The 22,574-nt window shown below is 52.2% G+C and carries 18 protein-coding genes; 17 read left to right on the top strand and 1 reads right to left on the bottom strand.

Annotated elements, in window-relative coordinates:
• The first annotated feature begins 11 nt into the window (after positions 1 to 11).
• The 16 genes from M3089_RS11295 (at position 12) to M3089_RS11220 (ending at position 20,574) form a co-directional block, all read left to right on the top strand.
• Entirely contained in the window at positions 12 to 1,112 is a 1,101-nt protein-coding gene (locus M3089_RS11295) for a glycosyltransferase family 4 protein (protein WP_249084183.1), read from the top strand.
• A gap of 329 nt (positions 1,113 to 1,441) precedes the next feature.
• Positions 1,442 to 2,584: a hypothetical protein gene (locus M3089_RS11290; RefSeq protein ID WP_249084182.1), complete on the top strand. Its 1,143-nt coding sequence runs from the start codon at positions 1,442 to 1,444 to the stop codon at positions 2,582 to 2,584.
• A gap of 20 nt (positions 2,585 to 2,604) precedes the next feature.
• Positions 2,605 to 3,726 carry a glycosyltransferase gene (locus M3089_RS11285; RefSeq protein WP_205107295.1) on the top strand — a complete coding sequence of 374 codons (1,122 nt, stop codon included), beginning with the start codon at positions 2,605 to 2,607 and terminating at the stop codon, positions 3,724 to 3,726.
• A 34-nt stretch (positions 3,727 to 3,760) separates the two neighbouring features.
• Positions 3,761 to 4,393 (top strand): sugar transferase, encoded by a 633-nt coding sequence (locus M3089_RS11280; RefSeq protein WP_249084181.1) that lies wholly within the window; start codon positions 3,761 to 3,763, stop codon positions 4,391 to 4,393.
• Positions 4,394 to 4,542: 149 nt separating this feature from the next.
• On the top strand, positions 4,543 to 4,824 hold the full coding sequence (locus M3089_RS11275) for a PqqD family protein (RefSeq protein WP_205107294.1): 282 nt from the start codon (positions 4,543 to 4,545) through the stop codon (positions 4,822 to 4,824).
• Between the two features lie 105 nt (positions 4,825 to 4,929).
• On the top strand, positions 4,930 to 6,102 hold the full coding sequence (locus M3089_RS11270) for a nucleotidyltransferase family protein (protein WP_249084180.1): 1,173 nt from the start codon (positions 4,930 to 4,932) through the stop codon (positions 6,100 to 6,102).
• Positions 6,099 to 6,995, top strand: coding sequence for a phosphoenolpyruvate carboxykinase (locus tag M3089_RS11265; protein WP_249084179.1), 897 nt, complete (start codon positions 6,099 to 6,101; stop codon positions 6,993 to 6,995). Before M3089_RS11270 ends, M3089_RS11265 begins: the two co-directional genes overlap by 4 nt.
• A 284-nt stretch (positions 6,996 to 7,279) precedes the next feature.
• A complete protein-coding gene (locus M3089_RS11260) occupies positions 7,280 to 8,068 on the top strand; it encodes a polysaccharide biosynthesis/export family protein (RefSeq protein WP_249084177.1) in 789 nt (262 codons plus the stop codon).
• A 119-nt stretch (positions 8,069 to 8,187) separates the two neighbouring features.
• Positions 8,188 to 10,536: a GumC family protein gene (locus M3089_RS11255; RefSeq protein WP_249084176.1), complete on the top strand. Its 2,349-nt coding sequence runs from the start codon at positions 8,188 to 8,190 to the stop codon at positions 10,534 to 10,536.
• A 139-nt stretch (positions 10,537 to 10,675) separates the two neighbouring features.
• Entirely contained in the window at positions 10,676 to 10,879 is a 204-nt protein-coding gene (locus tag M3089_RS11250; protein ID WP_249084174.1) for a hypothetical protein, read from the top strand.
• Positions 10,880 to 10,904: 25 nt separating this feature from the next.
• Positions 10,905 to 13,067, top strand: a complete 2,163-nt coding sequence (locus tag M3089_RS11245) for a PI-PLC domain-containing protein (protein ID WP_249084173.1) — start codon at positions 10,905 to 10,907, stop codon at positions 13,065 to 13,067.
• Between the two features lie 75 nt (positions 13,068 to 13,142).
• Entirely contained in the window at positions 13,143 to 13,379 is a 237-nt protein-coding gene (locus M3089_RS11240; protein ID WP_249084172.1) for a hypothetical protein, read from the top strand.
• 21 nt (positions 13,380 to 13,400) lie between these two features.
• Positions 13,401 to 15,953 carry a hypothetical protein gene (locus M3089_RS11235; protein WP_249084171.1) on the top strand — a complete coding sequence of 851 codons (2,553 nt, stop codon included), beginning with the start codon at positions 13,401 to 13,403 and terminating at the stop codon, positions 15,951 to 15,953.
• Positions 15,954 to 16,115: 162 nt separating this feature from the next.
• Entirely contained in the window at positions 16,116 to 18,167 is a 2,052-nt protein-coding gene (locus tag M3089_RS11230; RefSeq protein ID WP_249084170.1) for a fimbrillin family protein, read from the top strand.
• Between the two features lie 236 nt (positions 18,168 to 18,403).
• Complete coding sequence (locus M3089_RS11225; protein ID WP_249084169.1) at positions 18,404 to 19,606, top strand: OmpA family protein; 1,203 nt, start codon at positions 18,404 to 18,406, stop codon at positions 19,604 to 19,606.
• Positions 19,607 to 20,070: 464 nt separating this feature from the next.
• Positions 20,071 to 20,574, top strand: a complete 504-nt coding sequence (locus tag M3089_RS11220; protein ID WP_249084168.1) for a S24/S26 family peptidase — start codon at positions 20,071 to 20,073, stop codon at positions 20,572 to 20,574.
• A 136-nt stretch (positions 20,575 to 20,710) separates the two neighbouring features.
• On the opposite strand, the gene M3089_RS11215 is transcribed toward M3089_RS11220, so the two are convergent.
• Positions 20,711 to 21,610 (bottom strand): diaminopimelate dehydrogenase, encoded by a 900-nt coding sequence (locus M3089_RS11215; RefSeq protein WP_249084166.1) that lies wholly within the window; start codon positions 21,608 to 21,610, stop codon positions 20,711 to 20,713.
• Positions 21,611 to 21,819: 209 nt separating this feature from the next.
• On the opposite strand from M3089_RS11215, the gene ruvA reads away from it, so the two are divergent.
• The gene (gene ruvA / locus M3089_RS11210; RefSeq protein WP_249084164.1) at positions 21,820 to 22,422 is read left to right on the top strand and encodes a Holliday junction branch migration protein RuvA; all 603 of its coding nucleotides are present in this window, start codon (positions 21,820 to 21,822) and stop codon (positions 22,420 to 22,422) included.
• Positions 22,423 to 22,574: the final 152 nt, after the last annotated feature.

Raw genomic sequence — 22,574 nt, 5'->3', positions numbered from 1 at the left:
TGTCTATAAATATGATTTATGTAAACGGAAGATTCCTTTTGCAAAACCAAACGGGAGTGAATCGCTTTGCCTACCAGCTTTGTCGGGCATGGGCAAATATGGGAAAACAATTCACAATGTGTTGCCCTTATGGGCAGATAAAGGATTGTTACGATATTTCAGGTCTTGATATTATAAGGTGTGGAAACTGGAAATCTCATATATGGGAACAATTTTCATTGCCATTTTGGTTTGCACGCATTAAAGGCGAAAAGATTCTCGTAAATTTTACGGGGCTTAGTCCTATATTCGTAAAGAACAAGATAATGACCATCCACGATTTGGCCTTCATGGTTAATCCAGGTTGGTACTCTAAATCATACGTGTTCCTTTATAAAATGTTAACACCTTTGTGTGCAACAACGTCTTTGAAGGTATTAACCGTAAGTGAATCATCCAAAGCTGAAATAATAAGCAGGTTATCCTTGAGTGATAGAAAAGTTAGAGTTATAAATAATGCTGTTGCTCCTATATTTGCCAATAAGGGACAGACAGATACGAACTCTATGTCTGTAAGCCATTTTACCGATAGATATATATTGGCAGTATCATCCATAGATCCTAGAAAGAATTTTTTTAGGCTTTTGGAATCTTTGGAATACATACAGGATAAGGGAATTAAATTATATGTGATCGGAGGCCAAGACAAAATTTATTCTACATCCATAAATAAATTAAGTAAGACTGTCAAGCAGAATCGTGTCAAGTGGCTTGGACGAATAAATGATGCAGAATTGCGGCAATATTATATGCATGCTTTATGCTTTGTATATCCCTCTCTATACGAAGGTTTTGGCATTCCTCCATTAGAGGCGATGGCATGTGGTACACCTACGGTTGTTTCTGATATTCCTTCTGTAAGAGAAGTTTGCCAGAATGCTTCCTTATATGTAAATCCTTTGAGTTCAAAAGATATAGCTGAAAAAATCAATAAACTCATTAATAGTAGAGATTTACGTATGCGACTTATTTCTGCAGGACATCAGCGATGTTGTGATTTTAGCTGGGAGAAAAGCGCCCGAGTATTATCATGTGTTGTTGATGAGTGTTTAAAAAATGTATATACGAAGTAGTTTTTCGGTCGAAAAGACATTGCTTGGTGCTGTGCGCCTGGCCATTATGCGAGGCAAGTCGTATTACAGCCATTTGTGCCGGGCTTATGCTCTTGCCCATTTTAAGAAAGAAGAACGCTATGCCGACTATCTTTCGCTTTATGATGAGCTTTTGAGTCGTTAGGGCATATTTCGATTGCGTTCTATCCATCTTGCATGTCATTATTCCGTGTTATCCTATGTCAACGGAGTCAACATTTGTTTCGGGGCGTCAACGTGCATCGTTGCTCCGGCGCCATGCATTGCATTGCAAGTATGAGAAGGCGGTTAAATTGTATGCCGACACAGACATGTCTGTGAAGGACATCGCAATCGAGTGTGGGCATACCGCAGGTGCTTTGGGAAATTACCTTCGTCGTTATTGGCGTGAGTTAGTGCTGCACCGTCACGGTATAACCGTTGAAGATAAAGATTTGTTGTCATTTAAAATAATAGAGGCGGGAGGTATGTCGGCGTCAGCCAGGATAAAGTATGGCTCAGCCGTCGAAGCATGTCGCTCACTTGATTACATAGAGTTGAACATGTCACAGGTGGCGCGCAAGTTCTCGCTTGATGCCACTGCTTTGGCCAATTTCATGCGGGTGCACTTTCCCGACGTGTTGTTGTGGCGAGAGCAGTTGCGTCGCAGTTTCGGCTTCTGCAATGGTGTTCATCGGGGCGTCAGGCCCGAAAGCCTTGATCAATATGCAGAGGCCGTAAGGCTTTACCGAACAACCGACATGACGCAGGCTGAGATTGCCCGCAAGTGTCGTGTGTCTTTGGGTGGACTTAATCAGCATTTGCGCTTTTACTGCAATGACGTGCTTTGCCGTAAGCGGCAGAGCCGTAAGATTGCCAAGGAAAATGATAAAAAACGTTTTGGTGAGAATGCCGGCAATGGCCGTAAGCATGCTCCGGCACCGTCCACGGTGCATAAGTATGCCGGGGCTTTGGCACTCTACCTTGATACAGATATGACAATTAACGAAGTTGTTGCCCGTACGGGCGTTTCTGCCGGCGGCTTTCGCTTTTATCTGCGCAGGTGGCACGGTGGTGGCCGTAGCACTGTCGCGACGTCCTGTTCGTTGCGTGCGGCGGCCAAGTATGCAGCTGCTATTGACAGTTTGCGTTGCAGGCCTAGGCCTGTTGCTCAGGTTGCAGCCGATTTTGGACTGAATCCAGATGTGTTCCGCTGCTATTTGCGGGCCCATGAGCCGGAGCTGGCTTCTCGCCATGGGCGTATGCGCACGGCCAAGGGCCGGTTGGTCTCTTCGGCCAGTCGTGAAAAGTATGCCGAGGCTTTGCGCCTTTATTCCACCACGGCCGAGAGCCTGCGTTCCATTGCCTCGCGTCTCGGCTTGGTTTACAACAGTGTTGGCGGGTATATCCGCCGCAATCATCCCGAGGCAGTTGCCCTTCATGCATCACGGGTGGCTGCCAATGCAAATGCTTGATGATAAATCTCACCTTATTCATGGATACACAAAAACTAAAAGTACTACAGTTGGGCAAGTTCTACCCTGTCTTGGGCGGGGTAGAGAAAGTAGCCTATGATCTTATGGTCGGGCTGTCTGAGCGTCATGTGCAGTGCGATATGCTTTGTGCTGCCGTCGATGGCAAAGGGCGTGAGATAGTTGTCAATGACTATGCTCACCTAATATGCTGTCACACCTGGGCTAAGGCTTGTGCCACCATGATTTCGCCTTCTATGGTTTCAACGCTCCGTAACATTTGTCGGCGCTATGACATCATTCACGTTCATCACCCCGACCCCATGGCCAGCATGGCTTTGTTTTTGTCCGGTTATCGTGGGCGTGTCATTCTGCATTGGCATAGTGACATCCAGAAGCAGCGGTTGCTCCTCAATTTCTACCGTCCGCTGCAACAGTGGCTTTTGCGCCGGGCCGACAAGGTTGTGGGCACCACCCCTGTATATCTGGCCGAGTCTCCTTGCCTGGGCCACGTGCAAGACAAGGCTGTGTGCATGCCTATTGGTGTTGAGCCGATGCATCCGAGGCCCGAGGCCGTCGATGCCATCCGCCGCCGTTATGCCGGCAAGAAAATTGTTTTCTCTCTTGGCCGTCTTGTTGCTTATAAAGGTTACAGCCACCTCATTTCTGCTGCCAAGTATCTTGGCGACGATTTTGTTGTGCTTATAGGTGGTTCCGGGGCTTTGCGCGAGACGTTGCAGCGTGAGATTGTCGAGCAGGGCTTGCAGGGGCGAGTCGAGTTGCTGGGTCGTGTCTCCGATGCCGATTTGCCGGGATATTATGGGGCTTGCGATGTTTTCTGCCTCAGCAGTGTGCAGAAGACAGAGGCGTTTGGCATTGTGCAGATAGAAGCCATGTCGTGCGGCAAGCCTGTCGTGGCTACACAGATACCTCAGTCGGGGGTTGCTTGGGTCAATGCCAACGGCGTGTCGGGGCTCAACGTGCCACCGGCCGACGCAGCAAAGTTGGCCGAGGCTATAAAGTCCATCACTGCCGATGCCGATGCTTACAGGCGTTATTCTGCGGGGGCGTTGGAGCGTTATCGCAATCTTTTCACGAAGGAACGGATGATCGAAAAATGTTTAAGCATATATGAAAATGGATAATGAAAAGGACATTGTCTTTTCAAAGACATTGCAAATGGGAATGATAAATGAAGGTTCTGAAAACAATGGTGTCATGTCGCCCTCGGCAAAGGCTCTGAAGCGCGGGTTCGACATACTGTGCAGTGCGTTGGGGCTTGTTGTCACCTCACCATTGTTTCTTGTTGTTTGTTGGCTCATACGGCGCGAGGACGGAGGCCCGGCCATATTCCGTCAGGAGCGCATCGGTTACGGAGGGCGTCCGTTCATGCTTTACAAGTTCCGCTCAATGACCGTCATGTCTGAGGCTGATGGCCGTCCGGCCCTTTGCCAGAAAAACGACAATCGACTCACGCGTATAGGCCGTTTCTTGCGTGAACACCATCTTGACGAGCTCCCACAGCTGTGGAATGTGCTCAGGGGCGACATGAGCTTTGTTGGCCCCAGGCCCGAGCGCAAGTATTTCGTAGACAAGATCATGGCCGAAAATTCCGACTATGCCTTGCTCTACCAGTTGCGGCCCGGACTGTTCTCTCATGCAACATTATATAATGGTTACACTGACACCATGGAGAAGATGCTCGAGCGTCTGCGTATGGATCTGGAGTATCTGCGCGACCGCTCGTTGTGGCTCGATTTGAAGATTATCTACCTTACGGTGATGTCAATACTTACTGGAAAGAAGTTCTGATGGCTTACCGTATCAAGAGTCCGGTGGAGAGGCGGATGAGTGTTATGTGTCAACGGCAGGGCGGCCTGCCACAGATGCGTGGCGTTGCTTACGGCCATGATGTGGTGGGGCCCGTACTTGTGAGGCTCCTGTCTCCTTACTCCTGGAATATGATTTCAAACAAGATAAAACCCAAAGCCAACCTGCGTTTGCGCAAGGTAGGCAAGCAATACATGATAGTGGAATCCTGTGCTGACAATGTCAACATGAGCAATGTCTTCAGTCTCAACAAGACTGCGGCCAGGCTCTGGGAACGCATTGAGCAGGCTGATGTCACTACAGCAGAGCTGGTCGATTGGCTCTGTTCCGTCTACGACGTCGACGCCGTCACTGCTTATCGTGACGTTGAGCGTCAGTTGTCCGAGTGGCGGTCGTTCGGGCTGTTGGAATGACAGCTTTGTGCCGCCGTCTGCTTAGTGCATCGTGGTTTCCGTCGTGTTTACTCTTTTGGCTGCACCCATGCAGTGCAGTCTGTATGCAATACACAGTTATTTCAGATGATTATAAATCGATCGGCAGGCGCCGTTTCGGCGTCATCCTGTTGCATGGCAGTGCAAGGTGCTGCCTCTGTCGAGGCCCAATGCGCAGAACGCATGGCTTTGCTTGTGCTGTTGCGTTCAGGCTTGTGGGAGCGCGAGCCCGACGATTTGGGCTGTTTCCCGCTTTCTGACGAGTCGTGGGGACGGCTTTATCGTTTGGCGCGCCAGCAAACTGTGACAGGTGTCGTGTTTCGTGGCTTGCAGCATTTGCCCGACGAGCTGCTGCCTCCCGGGCCTTTGCTTCTGCGATGGGCTGCCGAGGTTGATGCCATTGAGCGCCGCAACAGGGCCGTCGATGCAGCTGTGGCAGAGCTTTGCTCCAAGTTCCGGGCCAATGGCCTCGAGCCGGTTTTGCAGAAGGGGCAGGGGGTTGCCCTTTGCTATGCCGACCCGGCTTTGCGCGAGTCTGGCGACATTGATTTTTGTTTCGCGGGCAGCCGGTCGTTTGCCGCCGCGGCCGCTTGTGTCAGGCAGATGGGCATCGAGGCCTCAAGCCATGCCGACGGCAGCCTGCACTACCGCTGGCGTGGGGTTGACGTCGAGCACCACAACCGGCTTCTCGACTTGCACAATCCGTTGCTCAGGGGCTACGCCGAGTCGCTCGTCGACCGTTGGGGCTACAGTAGCGTCGGGTTGCATTCCGTGCCCGGCTCTGATGTCAGCATACCGTCTCGCCGTCTTTGCTTGCTGTTGCTCAACCTGCATATCCTCAAGCATGTCGTTGGCCGCGGCATAGGCCTACGCCAGTTGTGCGATATGGCCCGTGCGTGCCATGTGTTCCACGATAGCGACAGCTCGGCCGAGATGGAGCAGGTTGCCGGGCGGTTGGGTATTGGTCGGTGGAGCGCCCTCTTGCACTCGTTTCTTGTCGATTGCCTGGGGCTTTCGCCGTCGTGCCTGCCGTATTCAGCCAGGGCCGGCAGTGCGGCTTCCTTGTCGGCCATAGTGTGGGCAGGTGGCAATTTCGGCCATTATTCCCCTACGGGGCGTATGTCGTCAGGTTCGCCTGTCGTTGCCCGCAAGTTTCTTACAGCCCGTTCTTTTTTGTGCAATATGCGTTTTTCACTCTGTTATGCTCCAAAGGAAGCGTTATGGATTATGGCAGAACTAATGAAAGGTCAGTTCCGATGATGTCCGAACATTGTTATTCTGTTGGTGGCTTTGTCCTTTCGGTCAGTCTGCCTTCTGCTGTCAGTCCCGACATCCTTCTGCCATCCTTTCGTCCTTTCAAGGCCGGTGTCAGCCATGATGGCGTTGAGTTGTTGCGTTTTGCAGCCCGTCCGCTATCGTCCATGCCCGAGGTCGACGTCGTGCGCCTGCTCGACGACAGTGACAACGACATGGGCCATATCCGCCTTTACAGTGTCGGCGGCGGCTATCTTGTCGAGCTGCGCTCAGCTTTCGGGGGTGCCTGCCACCGCATGTTGGCCTCACCTGATTTCAGCCGCGTGTGTGCCTATGTCCGTTGGGAGGATGCCGGTGTGGGCCTTGTCGTGTCATCGTTTGTCCGCATAGCCTATTCACAGGCCGTCTTGGGCCACGGTGCCGTGTCGCTTCATGCAGCGGCAGTGTGCCATGCCGGCCGTGCCTATCTTTTCATGGGGCGTAGCGGCACGGGCAAGAGCACCCATGCGTCGCTCTGGCTGAAACACATAGCCGGTGCCGAACTGCTCAACGACGACAACCCCACGGTGCGCATCGTTGGGGGCGAGGCCGTGGCTTACGGCACGCCGTGGAGTGGCAAGACGCCGTGCTACAGGCAGCTGGCTTTCCCTATCGATGGCATAGTGCGCCTTGTCCAGGCTCCGTCAAACCGTTTCAAGCTGCTCGAAGACATCGATGCTTTCATAGCCATTTACCCCGGCTGCTCGGTCATTGCCGAAGACATGGCCTTGTGCAACGGGCTCTACGACACTCTTGTTAGTCTTGCCGGGCTTGTCCGTGTGGGCACGCTTGAGTGCCTGCCCGACCGCGAAGCGGCGTTGCTCTGCCACAACAGCCTGGCGGCGCGCCCTTCTGTTTGATGGCTCTGCGCCGCGCATAAGTAGGTGTTCAAAATTAATTGCCATCAAATTGTGCGCTATTTCGGAGATGCATGCAAAAGTCCGAAGAGGGAGCGTAGCGGGCTACGCGACCGATGAGACTTTGGCATGCGGCCCGAAAGAGCACACAAGATGGTGGCAAAGATATAGAGGACACCTGCAAGGTCTATTGTATCGGTTAATTTTGAACAGCTACTTACATATAATTATTAATGCATCATAAACAATCTTTTTTAGAACCATTATCATCCGATTAACAAAAACAAATGAACAAGAAACTTTTGTTGGCAAGCCTGCTTGCCGTGTTGCTCTTTTCATCGTGCTCGCGTAAGAGTTACGTCTACCTGCAGGACATGAAAGGGGGTACGGGCTATCCGTATGAATCAAACTATGAGGCTGTGGTGCATCGCGACGACCGCCTTAGCATCACTGTCAGCAGCAAGAATCCTGAACTGGCCATACCGTTCAACATCTATGGGGGAACGTTCCGTGTTGGCGAGGATGGCAATGTGTCTGCCAGTTCAACAACACATGTCAATGAAAAGGGCTACCGTGTCGATGTAGAGGGCAACATTGATTTTCCGATACTCGGCAAGTTGCACGTTGAGGGCCTGAAGGTGAGCGAGGTCGTCAATCTCATAAAGAGGAAAATCATCGAGGGCAGTTACATGAACGACCCTATAGTGGCTGTCGAGTTCCTCAACTTCAAGTATACAGTGCTTGGCGCAGTGGGGCGCAACGGCACTTTCTCTGTCGATGGCGACCGCATCACGTTGCTCGAAGCCATAGCCAACGCCGGCGACCTTACTGCCAAGGCCCGTACAGACCGTGTCACCGTCATCCGCGAGTTGAATGGCGAGCGGCGCATGTACATCAATGACATCACGAGCAAGGATGTGTTCGACTCGCCTGCGTTCTATTTGCAGCAGAACGACATAGTCTACGTTGAGCCGAAGTACAAGAAGAAAGACAACGAAGACCGTGGCTGGCAGATTGGCACCACATTGCTCTCGGCTGTCACAGCCGTATGCTCCATTCTTTGGGCCATCAAGTGAGTTTCGTTTACAGTTGCTGCCTGCATCCGGGGCGCGTCTTTTTTGCGGCATTCGATTGCCGTCGTGGGGGCGTTGCTTCCCTTTTGCCTCATGGCAGTGAGACATAGTTAAATATAAAAATGCAAACAAACAATTCAAACAACAAGTCAGAGCAGGGCATCAATATCGTCGACTTGCTCTTGTACTTCGCTTCAAAGTGGAAGTGGTTCTTGCTTTCGGTGATTGTCTGCGGAGGTTTCGCATGGTATAAGTATGCCTGTGCGCCATTTGTTTATTTCCGTTCGGCTACCGTCATCATCAAGGATCCGTCTAACAAGGCTTCAACGGCCGGACTCGACCGTTACGACAACTTCATCAACAAGGTCAATGTGGCCAACGAGGTGCTGCAGTTCCGTTCAAAGCAACTCATGGCCGAGGTGGTGAAGCGTGTGCGTGCCGATGTCAGCTATCAGGTGAAGGACGGCTTGCGCCACAACGAGCTTTACAAGCAGTCGCCGGTGCAGGTGAGCTTCACCGACGCCACCGACGCACAGTATGCTGCCCTCACTGTCACGCCGCGCGACAAGCAGACCGTGGTCGTGACCGACATCACCGGGGCCGACGAGTCGGCCAGCTACACCGTCAAGCTCGGCCAGGCCGTGACGCTGGGCAAGTCGATGCGCGTAACCATAACCCCGACCAATTATTATGGCTCGTCGTGGATGGGTACGCCCGTGCGTGTACAGAAGCTGCCGCTTGAGTCGGTGGTGGCCCGCTATAAGGGGGCTTTGGGCATACGGCAGGAAGAAGACGAATCGTCTATCCTTACGCTTGCCCTGAAAGACAATTCGCCAACGAGGGCCGAAGATGTGCTCAACATGCTCATCACCGTATATAACGAGGAGGCCATCAAGGACAAGAACCAGGTGGCTGTCAATACTGCCAACTTCATCAACGAGCGACTCATCATCATCGGCAATGAACTCGGCAGCGTGGAGTCCGACCTCGAGTCGTTCAAGCAGCGCAACCAGATTCTCGACATCTCTTCGACGGCAAATATGTATATGGGTGAGTCGCAGAAGTACAATGCCGGCGCCCTTGAGCTGGAGACTCAGTTGAGGCTGGCCAATTTCATAAAAGACTATCTTGTCGACCCGAAGAAGGAAACCGAACTGATACCGGCCAATACCGGCATCGGCGACGCAGCCATCGAGAGCCAGATAAGCAACTATAACGCTGCAAAGCTCAAGCGCGACCGCCTTATAGGCGACAGCAGCGACAAGAACCCTGTGGTTGAAGAGCTCAACAACTCGCTGCAGGCAATGAAGCAGAACATCATCCGGGCCGTAGACAACATGATTGTCAGCCTCAACGTCAAGCGCAACGATGCACGCAACCGCGAGATGAGGGCTCGCAGCCGGGTGACGTCAATGCCTACCAAGGAGCGCCAGATGCTGTCCATCGAGCGCCAGCAGAAGATAAAGGAGGCGCTCTACCTCTTCCTGCTCAACCGGCGTGAGGAAAACGCCCTGTCGCAGGCCATGGCCGACAACAATGCCCGAGTTATCGACAGTGCCGACGGCCCCGACTCGCCTGTGTCGCCTCAGCGCAACCGCATCATCTTGCTTGGCTTGGCTGTTGGCGTGGCCGTGCCTGCTGTGGCATTGTTGTGCATCATGTTCATGGACACCCGTGTGCGTAGCCGCCGCGACATCGTCAAGGCTGTCAGCGTGCCGTTCCTCGGCGAGATTCCATTCGACAAGGAGCTTGCCCGCCAAAGGGCCAGCCAGCCCGACCCCGACGGAATGGTGGCCGAAGCCTTCCGCATATTGCGCACCAACATGACGTTCATGGGGCATCACGATGTGCCGATGAAGGTGGTCACCTTCACTTCGTTCAACGAGGGAGCCGGAAAGACCTTCGTTTCATACAACCTGGCCGTGAGCCTTGTCAGGGCGCAAAAGAGGGTGGTGCTTGTCGACCTCGACATACGAAAGGGCACGCTCAGCCGTCACCTTGGGGCTGCAAAGGAGGGTGTTACCAATTATCTGGCATCGCCTTCTGTGGCGCCCGAGGCAATCATCCAGCATAGCGATGCCGGTATCGATGTCATATCGGCCGGCCACATAGCGCCAAACCCTGCCGAACTGCTCATGGACAGCAGGCTCGACGAGCTTTTCGATTACCTGCGCCAGCACTACGACTTCATCATTGCCGACAATGTGCCGGTGGGGGTTATCGCCGATGCTGCCATCGCAAACCGCATAGCCGACCTTACCATCTTCGTGGTGCGTGCCGGCAGGCTTGACCGCAGGCAGTTGCCCGACATCGAGACGCTCTATGAGCAGAAGAAGCTGAAGAACATGGCCCTCATACTCAACGGCGTGGCACCCGGACACCACGGCTACGGCTATGGTTACGGCTATGGCTACGGTTATGGTTATGGCTACGGGCATGGGCATAAGCATGGAAAGAAATGGAAGAAATAAGTATTTTACAATTTGTAGGACAGATTATTAAATAGTTGTATGAACTTGGTGATATGTGTTTTTAATGCGCATATTTCACTTAGATCTTATATTTACTAAACCCTATTTAATATGACAATACAAAAGAAAGCGAGGTAACATGATGAAAGAAGCATATGAAAAACCGCTCACTAAGCGTGAAAGCGTAGAGTTGGAAAACGGATTTATGAAGGCATCCGTGTTTGAACCCGAAGATGGCCACGATGAGGGTGTATCAATTTCGGGGCATGAGATAGGAAACTCCGGAGATTATTTCACTGACGACCCGAACCAGTTCGGCGATGAGAAGTATCAATGGGATTAGTTTATTACCATAAAAACTTACAGTCATGAAAGCTAAATCATTAACCGTAGCAATCGTTTCCATATTATTGCTTGGTAGTTGCAGTGACAATGCGACAGATAATGTACGGCAACCTGTAGAGACTGGCGAAGAAATACTTTTTGGTTCTTCGCTCCCGTCAACAACACAAGTTCAAACGCGTACAATTTATGGCGAAGAGGTGACAACGGGTGGTGAGTATGGTAATGGTTATTTCCCTGTATATTGGGATAATAATGATACCATTGCTATATTCTGCCCACAGGCATCTAATGGAACTCGGGTTGATTATATCATCACGCCGGGGCAAGGCGATATGGCCAATACCTCTACAGCTGTCACAAAGGTGCCAACCTATGATGCTGGTCTTCAGTGGGGTAGTCAGGCTGTGCATGATTTTTATGCATTTTACCCGGCTTCCGCAGCAAAAGATGGGAAAGATGATGGTGTTGTGACGGTCAACATCCCGGTAGAACAAAATCCAGTTCGTTGGGAGAAAGACGCAAACGACCCAAACACTCTTGTTGGTGTAGGCAATACAGACCTTGCTTATATGTGGGCATATGCGCAGGTTGATAAGACCCAACTAGACCAAGGCGACCCTATCTCACTTGCTTTCGAGCCAATGAGCACTATACTCGAGATAACAGTCAATGGCCCTACCAGTGGTCAGATGACGGTTTCTTCAATTAATGTTACATCTGTGGCTCCTGCAGGAACAGACGCTAATACAGTGTTGACGGGCGATGTTGAGTGTGACATACGTGCAGCTGCCTCAGGGGGAAAGGCAGAGTGTACAGCCGTGGGAGATATGCACTCTGTACGTAACCGCATATATATAAGTTGTTACAATTCAGAGACACAATCTTTTCCTACGTTAGGGCCCGGGCAGAAACTGAAGGTTTATGCATACCTTCTGCCGAAGGATGACAATATAGATAAAGGAACGCTTCAAGTTACGGTCTCTCCTCTCAACCAAGGCGTTAAGACAAAGACTCTCAACACTGCCGATGTTGTGGCACACGCTGTCAACAAAGTAAATCTGCCTGCACTTGATGCCGACGGTACCGGTACAGATGTTAACTATTGGATGAGTTCTCTTAATCCAGATATTTACTATTCTGAATTGTCAATACCGGGCAGTAAGCAGTCGGCTGTATCTTCATATTATGATACAGGTTTGACTTATTATTACCAGCGGACGTCTCTTACTCAACAGTTTAATCTGGGAATAAGGGCGTTTGATTTCAAGACCTTTGTCGACAGAGGAATATTGGGTTGGGGTGATCCAACGTTGGTGGTTGGCATCGAGCAGACATTACAAGGAACATGGTCGAGCATAGAGAATTTGGTAACTGCACTTCAAGAGCTAGAGGCCTGCTTGGATGCTGCTGAAGCCGAACTTGGTGAAAAGATGCAAGAGTCTGTTTTTATCAATATAGCTTATTCTGCGTCGCGTTTCATGCAAGACGGCATACCTGTCGATGATGAGCGTGACTGGATTACATTGTTGACTGAGACATTAAACCAGTATAACGGCAATCGTATTTATCTGGATGAGATAAACAGTGAGACTACACTGGGCGATGTTAAGGGAAAGATTGTGCTTCGTGTGCGTGTTAATAATGAGTCTGTGTTTGATGGCATTGAAACGCAGATGCCTGCGCAGCTTGTTTGCTACTCTTTGCCTTTCCAGACCGAGGCTATTCCAATGTCATGGGGAACCTCATCCAATGCCAATGGATTAAAGTTGCTTTATGAAGAGGCAAGCCGAATAAAGCAGAATGATACTTGGTTTGATATTTCCGCCTTTGACGGAACAGTGGATAGCAAAAGAACCCAGGTCGATTCAATACTCGATGCAAGTGTTGCGTTGTATAATGCAAACAACAACCATGACACTTGGTTCTTTATTGATTTGGGTGGACACTACTATAATACAGGTATTGGGGGCATATTCTCAACAAGTGATACTGAAGGGTTTACGGAAGACAACATGCCTTATTTCTTCAATTACCTGCAGACGCGTGGACAAGATGCTTCGTTTGGTGTCGTGTTGCTCAACTTTGCCGACAATGAAGTCGATTACGGACAGAAGTTTGGAACGGTCAACGTTCTTCAGACAGTCATAGACAACAACTTCCGATTCCAGCTTCGTACAAGACCGTAGCCTTTTAGACACACCATGTCGGTTGTAGACGTGAATACTAATTTCGTTAGGATGTAGTGTGCCATGCGCTTTTTAATGGTAAGAGAAAGACAATATATAAATGTTAAATCAGAAAGAGAGGTAAAACAAATGAAAGAAATGTATGAAGCACCACAAACAAAACTGGAGAAAGTGGAACTGGAAAACGGTTTCATGAGTGCTTCAGTTGTGGACAAAGAGCCTAACACGAATAATCCTGTTAAGGCTGGTGACCAGGAGATTGGAGGTAGTTACGACTTTACCGACCAAGACCCAACAGATATTTGGCAATAACTAAGAAAGGAAAACGCAATTATGAGATTTAAACACATTTTTGGCGTTCCGCTTTGCGGAGCGCTGGCACTTCTTGCTATAGCAGGATGTGCTGACGATGAGTTGCTCAATGGTCAGGGAGACGGCCGACCTAAAGGCAATGGCATTGTGTTTGGGGCAAGTGCAAACTATGCAGGCCCTATCACACGTGTTGTCTATGGTGATTATACTTATAAGGATGGCCATGAGGGTGATTATGTCTCACGTTTGAGTCAGGCTATCAACTGGGAAGAGGACGACCAGGTTTCTATTTATTCGCCAACATCGCCCACTATTAAACAGGTAGACTATGACATAACAAAATCTACTAATGATCCAGAAAACCTTGCATATCTCGCGGCAATTGACGGGCAAGACGGATTGCATTGGGGATCAGGGACACAGGATTTTTATGCCGTTTACCCGTCAAAGGCCAGCATGCAGAATCAGGAAATGGCTAATCAGTTTGTCTCGTTTGAGAATGGGGTATTAAACGGTTTTATCCCTGTCAATCAGCAGCAGCAGATTTCATATAACTCAAGTGAGACCGATCCTGCTAAGCGTTGGACGGTGACCCCCAACTACGATTGGCTTTGGATGGCTGCCATCAACAAAGGCTTCACGGTGCCTACAGATGGTACAGATGGTGGAATAAACCTTGATTTCGTTCCGCTTACCACTACGCTCGAGATAACGTTTGTTGGCCCGACGACGGTTCCTTTGGTGCAGTTCAATGTACAATCTGCAAAAAGTATTGTAGGGCAATTCACTTGCGACTTAAAACAAGGCAGCACCACACAGGTTGGCAATTATAGCAACATACCGGAGTGCCAGCATGTGAATAATGGAACGGTAAACACATTTGCTACTGTCAATATGTCTTACATTAACGAAAAAGGAGAACGTGAAGAGGCCATCAATCTGGCCGAGGGCGAAGAAATTACGTTCAACGTCTATTTGTTGCCTGTAGAAGACTTGACAGATGTCACTGTCCGTGTTGCTGGATATAACTCAAGCAGCAAAACAGTTGACCTTGGTAGCTTAAATGTTACGCTTCAGCCACACCAAAAGACATGTGTTAAAATTGCAGCACCACAGATATCCGAAGGTGGCACCAACATCTGGATAGACGGTATACCCGACAATGTGCTTGTGTCACAGTTGTCTATACCCGGCACTGCAAACACATTCTCATATCTATATAATGGTGATGATGTAGAGCAGTTCCAGGCACAAAAGTCGACTATAGAGCAGCAGTGGAATGCCGGTATACGTTGTTTCGAGCTTGTAAGTGATGTAAATAGGTCGGGTGACAACCTGGATGGAGCACAATTGCTGTGCAACCGTCAGGCTTTAGGCATTACGTTCGGTGAGGCAGTAGACCAGATTTGGCAGTTGGTAAACAGCAGCAATGGACGTGAGTTTGCTATGATTATCCCGTCTTATGGATCTGATATCGGTCACCCCAGCGATGGAAACGGAGTGCTGGACTATGCTAATGACTTGAATGAATTTTACCGTACGCACACTGGCTACAAATATGTTACATACGACAGAAATCTTACGGTAGGCCAGGCGCGAGGCGGCCTTATCTTTGTGGCTCGCATCACAAGTGAAGAAGATGCCTACAGGTCAAACTGGCCAAGCGCAATGCCGGAACCTGTAGAAGGTGTGTTCGTAGATGAGTGGGGCTCGCTTTATGACAACTGGGCTCGTCGCGGCTACACACTGCAAGATGGAACAGTGGTTAACAACTGGGCGAGAGGTAACAATGACCAGAACTCTGTAGAGTATTATATGCTGACCCATACGGACGAGAGTTCTAGCAGTTCTTATGACGAACAATACGTGCGGCCGGATTGGTTGCCGTCAAGGGACGATTCAAAAGTTAATTTCAAACATTCCACTACACGCAAGGGTGGCTCTACCGGGTCGGCTTACGTCCAAGACTGGAGGCGTGTCGTTCCCGAGGAAGGCGTGGTGGAAGGGTTGCGCCCCGGTAGCTTCTATGTAGGCCAGACAAACAGGTGGAATTGGGGTCGCCTTTATACCAACTATTACACCTATTGGGAGCCTTCGCTTCAAGAGAAGAAAGACGACATCTGGAATACGTTTATAGCTTCTATTGATGCAAACAGCCAAGACACACAGGCAGAACAGTTCTACATAAACTCACTTGATGGTTATTTTGTAGACCCCACTATTCAGAAAAGCTATTTGCCGTATGTGGCCGGTGGCTCGTGGGGGTCCGTACCATTGGGTGAAGGTGGTGTTGGTGGCAATATCCAGGCTTACGCCAACTATATCAACGACTGGTTCTACAACGAGATACAGGATTTTGGCGAAAACAATATCTACGGTCCTATGAACGTTGTGCTGCTTGATATGGTTTACCAGAGCACCGGCGGAAGCCGCCTGCCATCTACCATCATCAACAACAACTATCGCTTCCAGTTGAAAACGGCCGATGATTTTAATGGTGGCACCGACACCAACAACTCTTCTTTGAGCAACTCCGGCTCAGGCTATGGTAATGGTGGCGCCCTTATAAAATAATGTCACATCTCTCTCGTTTGCTCGGTATGGTTGCGCCATTGCTGTGGTGCGGCTGTACCGGGCAATGCCTTTAGCTTGCGTGCCGTCCTTTGTGGCATGTGGGCTTAGGCTGTTTGTGGCCAATGACTATCTAACCCAAAAACATAAAGCTTATAAGATAAAATGAAACGAAACTTAATACTCTGCTGTGCCGGTGCGCTTTTGCTGTGCGTTACGGCTTGCTCTGATACCGACGGGTTGGGGCAATCGCAGTTGCAACAGCAATCGCGCTTTACGCTGATCGCACATGCCGACAGCTATACGTCTCTGCCCGAGACGCGCACTGTTGTCGGTGGTGCCTACGCCGACGGTTCATTGGAGATGTTGTGGTCGCCTGGTGACAGTATCGGTGTGTTCAGCGCGTCGGGTAGCGACGACGTCCCGTATGTCAATTCGGCTGCCGAGGCTTCGGCCACAGCCGTGTTCACCGGCAGCATGGATGCCGGCAGCATACCGGCCTATGCCTACTACCCGTACTCGGCCCAAGTGACCTCCACCGATGCCATTCCCGTCGAGATATCCACCAACCAGAGCTATTCCGGGCCACAGTCTGTGGCTCAGTATGACGTCAAGGCTGCCACGGTAACCGCTGACGGGGCCGATGGCTACCAGTTGCATTTCCGCAACATGGCGGCGCTCGTGCGTTTCGACATCAGCCTCACCGACGGCTATAGCTCATTGGCATCCGACGAGCGGCTGTGGTGCGTAGAGATAGAGACCGGCGACAATGTCACGGGCAGCTACACCTACGACCTTGGCAACATTGACGGCGGGCTTGTGCCTGCCGAGGGCGGCGGCCAGAGCAACCTCATCAACCTTGCTTTTGCCAATACGCCATCGCTCAGCAATGTGATAACCGCTTATGCCGTGGTGGCTCCCGGCCGGCAAGACGGCACAACATGGAGGGTGCGTTTCATTACCGATAAGCACACTGTTGAGTTCACCACCCAGGCCTTGTGCGACTTTGAGGCCGGCAAGTTTTATACCATGCCCCTCAACGGCACAATACTTGGCAACAACGAGGGTTCGATGGATGTGGCCGAGACCGAGGAGACGGCCAACTGCTACATAGTGACAGAGCCGGGTGAATACAGTTTCCCGGCAACAGTCATAGGCAACGGACAGAAGGGCATCATACCCGGTGTGGGCTTCCATACCGAGACGGCTTACATCAGTCCGAAGTCGGCAGGCCTCGTATGGTCTGAAGCCCAGGATTTCGTTTCAAACGTCAGGCTTGAAGACGGTAGGGTGCACTACACCGTAGGCAGCGCATACAGCAACAATGCCGTGATTGCCGTCTACAGCGAGCCCGACTGCCAGGGCGAGATACTGTGGAGCTGGCATATATGGGGCACCATCGGCCAGCCAGAGGATGAGGAGTATACCAACCAGGCCGGTGCCAAATTCATGGTGCTTGACCGTGAGATAGGGGCGGTTCGCGTTGCCCAGTATGGCTGTTTGTATCAGTGGGGGCGCAAAGACCCGTTTCCAAACAATGTCGTGACCCGTTACTGGAATGGCAGTGAGCTCGTGAAATTCAACACCAATTTCGGTTGGTCGCACGTAAAGATAGACAATGCAACCATTGCCGACGCCATACACCACCCTATGGAGCTGATTGCCGGCAACGCCACTTCTCAGTACAACTGGCTCGGCGAAGACAACTACTACCTGTGGGGCGACGCGGGGCGCGAACTGCCCGACAGCTTGTATGAGGCATCGGCCGGTGCGGGCTGGAACCAGCAAAAGACCATCTACGACCCGTCGCCGGTGGGCTATCGCGTGGCCAACATCTTCACGTTCAGCGGCTTTACCAAGTGTGCCAGCGGCACCAACGCCGACATAGAGAAGGGCAAGCTCTCTTACATCAACTACGTCAAGGCACTGGAGGGCACCGACAAGTGGTATTTCAAGAAAAACGCCGACGACACCGAGGGCGTTCAATACCAGGACATCAGGGCCCGCGACGGCCGTGAGGGCTACAAGAAGAAAAACGCCGGCTACGGCGGCTACTGGTGGGCGGCCGAGGCCTATGCCGGGGCAGACAGGGCCTACGCCTGCTATCTGAAGACTGACCAGTATGTTCAGGGCGCCGACCGTTACAACGAGATACAGACCTACGGCAGGGGCTATCTGTTGCGCGACGCTTACGCTGTGCGCTGCGTGCGCGAATAAGACTGATAAGTAGGTGTTTAAAATTAATTGCCATCAAATTGCGCGCTGTTTCGGAGATGCATGCCAAAGTCTGAAGCGAGAGCGTAGCGGGCTACGCCACCGATGAAATATTGGTATGCGGCACGAAAGAGCACACAAGATGGTGGCAAAGATATGGAGGACACCTGCAAGGGCAATTGTATCTGTTGATTTTGGACAGCTACTTAAATATATTTATAAACCAAATTTAAGCATATATGATTCGGAAAACATTGATTGCGGCTTTAGCTTTGGCTGCCGCAGGGCCGGTTTGCGCGCAAGACGCCCAGACGGCTCAGGGTGCTGACGCCACAGAGTCTGTGGAGTACAGCAGTGACAAATACAAGGTGGAGACCAACCGGTTTTGGAGCAACTGGTTTGTCAGCGTTGGCGGTGGTGCGCAGGTGTACTTCGGCAACCACGACAAGCAGGCCGACTTCGGCGACCGCCTGAGCGGGGCGCTCGACGTGGCTGTGGGCAAATGGTTTACCCCGGGCATCGGTGTGCGCTTCATGTACAGCGGACTGACCGTAAAGGGTGCAACGCAGAAGGGGGCCTTGGCCCACAGCACCGGCGAGGACGTGCCGGGCAAGGGTGGCAACGGCTACTGGCTCGAGAAGCAGAAGTTCAACTACTTCAACTTCCACTTCGACGCCCTGTTCAACCTGTCAAACCTGCTCTGCGGATACAACGAGAAGAGGGTCTACAACCTGAGCGCCTACGGCGGCCTTGGTGTGATGAAGGTGTCGGAGGAGCCTTCGGCAACCGACATATCGGCACACTTCGGCTTGCTCAACTCGTTCCGCCTGAGTTCGGCTCTCGACCTCAACCTCGACCTGCGCGGAACGATGGTCAACGACGAGTTTGACGGTGAGCCCGGCGGCCGCGGCGGCGAGGGCATGTTTACGGCCACCATCGGCCTGACCTACAAGTTCAAGCCGCGTGGCTGGGATCGCAGCAAGACTGTCACCCGCCTTGTTTACAACAACGACGAAATCAACGCAATGCGTGAGAAGCTCAACCTGATGAGCGAGGAGAACGCCCGCCTGAAGGAGGCCTTGGCCCGTGGCGGACAGGAGCGCGAGAAGATTGTGGCTGCTGCCAACCTCGTGATATTCGAGATAGGCAAGTCGAAGCTCAGCAACCTGTCGCGTGCTAACCTTGGCTTGCTCGCCGAAGTGATCAAGCAGGGCGATCCCAACGCTGTCTACACCGTTACCGGCTACGCCGACAAGGGCACCGGCTCGAAGGGTCTCAACGAGCGCTTGAGCAAGAAGCGTGCTGAGGCTGTGTTCGACTGCCTTGTCAATGAGTATGGCGTCAACAAGTCGCAGCTTAAGATTGACTATAAGGGCGGCGTCGACAACATGTTCTACGACGACCCGCGCCTGAGCCGTGCCGTTATCACGAGGAGCAACTAATCGGATTTCTAATTATACTTAATGGTTTTGACCACAGCCCGGTCCGCGACGAATAGGGCTGTGCAGCTAAGCCATTCCTATGTGCAGCCCCCTTTCTGCCTAAGCGTAGGTGGAAAGGGGGCTTTTGTTTTTTTGCAATTATTTATAAGAAGGTGTTCAAAATTAATTGCCATCAAATTGTGTTGGCATGCTACCCCGAAAGAGCGCACAAGATGTTGGCAAAGATATATATGCCTCCTGCAAGGCCAATTGCATCGGTTAATTTAGAGCCGTTACTTTAAGTAGGTGTTCAAAATTAATTGCCATCAAATTGTGTTGGCATGCTACCCCGAAAGAGCGCACAAGATGTTGGCAAAGATATATATGCCCCCTGCAAGGCCAATTGCATCGGTTAATTTAGAACAGCTACTTAATACAGGCATGTGGCCCTGAAACGCCACTGCCGGCTTAACTTGAATGTAGGTATGGATGATGTGAATGAGGGTTTTCCGGCCGGTGGCGACGCTTCCGGTTGCGGCAGCCTGGTGCTCGACAACGACGAGTTTTTCGGCCAGGTGTCGTCTTTGCTGGCTGCCGGCCAGCGTGTCACGCTGCGTGCCCAGGGCAACAGCATGTTTCCGTTTATTGCCGGTGGGCGCGACAGTGTGGTGCTTCAGGGTGCCCGTGGCGCGGCCGTGGGCGACATTGTGCTCGCCCGTGTGCCAGGCTTGGGCTATGTGGTTCACCGTGTTTACCGGGTTGGTGGCGGATGGCTGTTGCTCATGGGCGACGGCAACCTGCATCGTACCGAGCGTTGCCGCGCGTGCGACGTGGTAGGCTGTGTGGTCAGGATAGTGCGTGGCCGCAGGGTGGTCGACTGCAGCTCGCCGGTCGAACGCATGCTGGCGGCTTGCTGGCGGGTGCTTCTGCCCGTGCGCCGTTATTTGCTCTGGGTGGCGCGGCGGTGCGCCGCCATGGCCGGAAACTGACTCGGCCTTCAGCCCTCCGGCCGCAGCCCCCTTGCGGCTTGCGGCCAAGGAAAATGCAATCCCGGGCTCTTCACCACTGTGGTGAGGAGTCCGGGATTGTCTGTATGTGCCCCGGCAGGCAGTTGTTTGCGCCGGGTTACACGAGGTGTGCGATGTGCTCCTCGCGGTCGCCGGGCAGCATGTCGACCACGGGTATCTCGATCATAGTGTAGCATCCGGGCTGCAGGCGCATTGACGCGCGGGCCACGTTGACCAGCACCTGGGCGGTCAGGGCGGGGTTGTTGATGCTCATCGAGAACTCGAAGCGCTGGTTCTGCGTCTTTCCGCTGACGCCCTTGCGCGTCATGTGCACGCCGTGGCCCATGTCGCGCACCTCGTCAACCGACGGCACTGCAAAGACATGGGTCTCGTCGCTGGCGAAGTAGGGGTCGGCCTTGATGGCCTTGGTCACCTCGTCGAGGCTGGCCCCGTCTTCCAGTTCAACGTACACCATGCGGCGGTGTATGCCCTCGCCCAGGGGGATGGTCATCGACAGGGCGTTTTTCACGCCGGCCTTAGAGCGCACGCACACGCTGTGGCCCATCGACATGCCGGGGCCGAAGTTGGTGTACGACAGCCCTTTGGGGGCAAGGCTCTGCAGCAGCGCGCGCACTATCGAGTCGGAGCCCGGATCCCATCCGGCGGCAATCACCGACACGCGGCCGTGCTCGCGGCATATCGGCATCATGTCAGAGCGGTACTGGCTTATCTGCTGGTGTATGTCGAAGCTGTCGACAGTGTTGATGCCCTGCGGCACAATCTGGCGGGCGTACTCCTCGCAACTGCGCGTGGGGGTGGCCAGGATGGCCACGTCGACGTCTTTGAGCTCCCTTATGTCTTTCACCACTTCGTAGGCAGACAGCTCCAACGGCTTGCCTTCGGCGCCGTGGCGGCGCACTATGCCTGCTATCTCGAAGTCGGGTGCGGCCTCGAGGGCCTGCACTGTGTAGTGTCCGATGTTGCCGTAACCCACTACGGCTGCTCTTATCTTCTTCATCTTTTTATGGTGTTAAAAAGTTAAACTTGTTCGTTTCCGATTGCAAAAGTAGTCTTTTTGAATGAGAAGTGTGACAGATGGGCACTTAAAATAAGTAAAAAGTTGCACACTGCAATAATCGCTCATGTTTTGCCGCCGGGATACAATAAATCGTAAGCAAACGGCGTTTATAAAGGTGTATATACACAAACAGCAACAAAGCAAAAAGGATGATAGAATACATTAAGGGTGAGCTTGCGGAGCTGACACCCGCGTTGGCCACCGTCGAGGCGTGCGGCGTGGGCTACGGGCTCAACATCTCGCTCAACACATACACGGCCATACAGGGCAGGAAAGAGGTAAAGCTATATGTATATGAGGCCATACGCGAAGACGCATACGCTCTGTATGGCTTTGCCACCAAGAAGGAGCGCGAGCTCTTCGAGCTGTTGATAAGCGTGTCGGGCGTGGGCACCAACACGGCGCGCATGGTGCTCTCGTCGATGACCCCGGCCGAGCTCTGCGACAGCATATCCACCGGCAACGAGCGGTTGATAAAGAGCGTCAAGGGCATTGGGCTGAAAACGGCGCAGCGCATCATCGTAGACCTGCGCGACAAGATTGTGGCCCTGGGCATCACGGGCGAGATACCAGTGGGCGGCTCCGTCTCGGCGCCTGTCGACAACCGCGTGAAGGACGAGGCCGTGAGCGCGCTCACCATGCTCGGCTTTGCGCCAGCCCCGTCGCAGAAGGTGGTGGTGCAGATACTCCAGGAGCGCCCCGACGCCCCTGTCGAAGAGGTGGTTAAGCTGGCCCTGAAGCAGATAAAGTGACCGTTGGCGCAAAGACGTTTTTACGCCGTGGCCGCGCGGCCTAAGCCATTGTGCCACAGTGGGTTGGCGCAGAGGCCATTTTGGGGTGCCAAACGGGCCGTTCCGGGCGGTGAAACGGGCCGTATGGGGGTGTGAAACGGGCCGTATGGCAC

The sequence above is a fragment of the Marseilla massiliensis genome, assembly GCF_023336985.1.
Taxonomy (GTDB): domain Bacteria; phylum Bacteroidota; class Bacteroidia; order Bacteroidales; family Bacteroidaceae; genus Prevotella; species Prevotella intestinigallinarum.
Note: the sequence above shows the minus strand (reverse complement) of the source record. Positions and strands in the feature narration are given on the sequence as shown.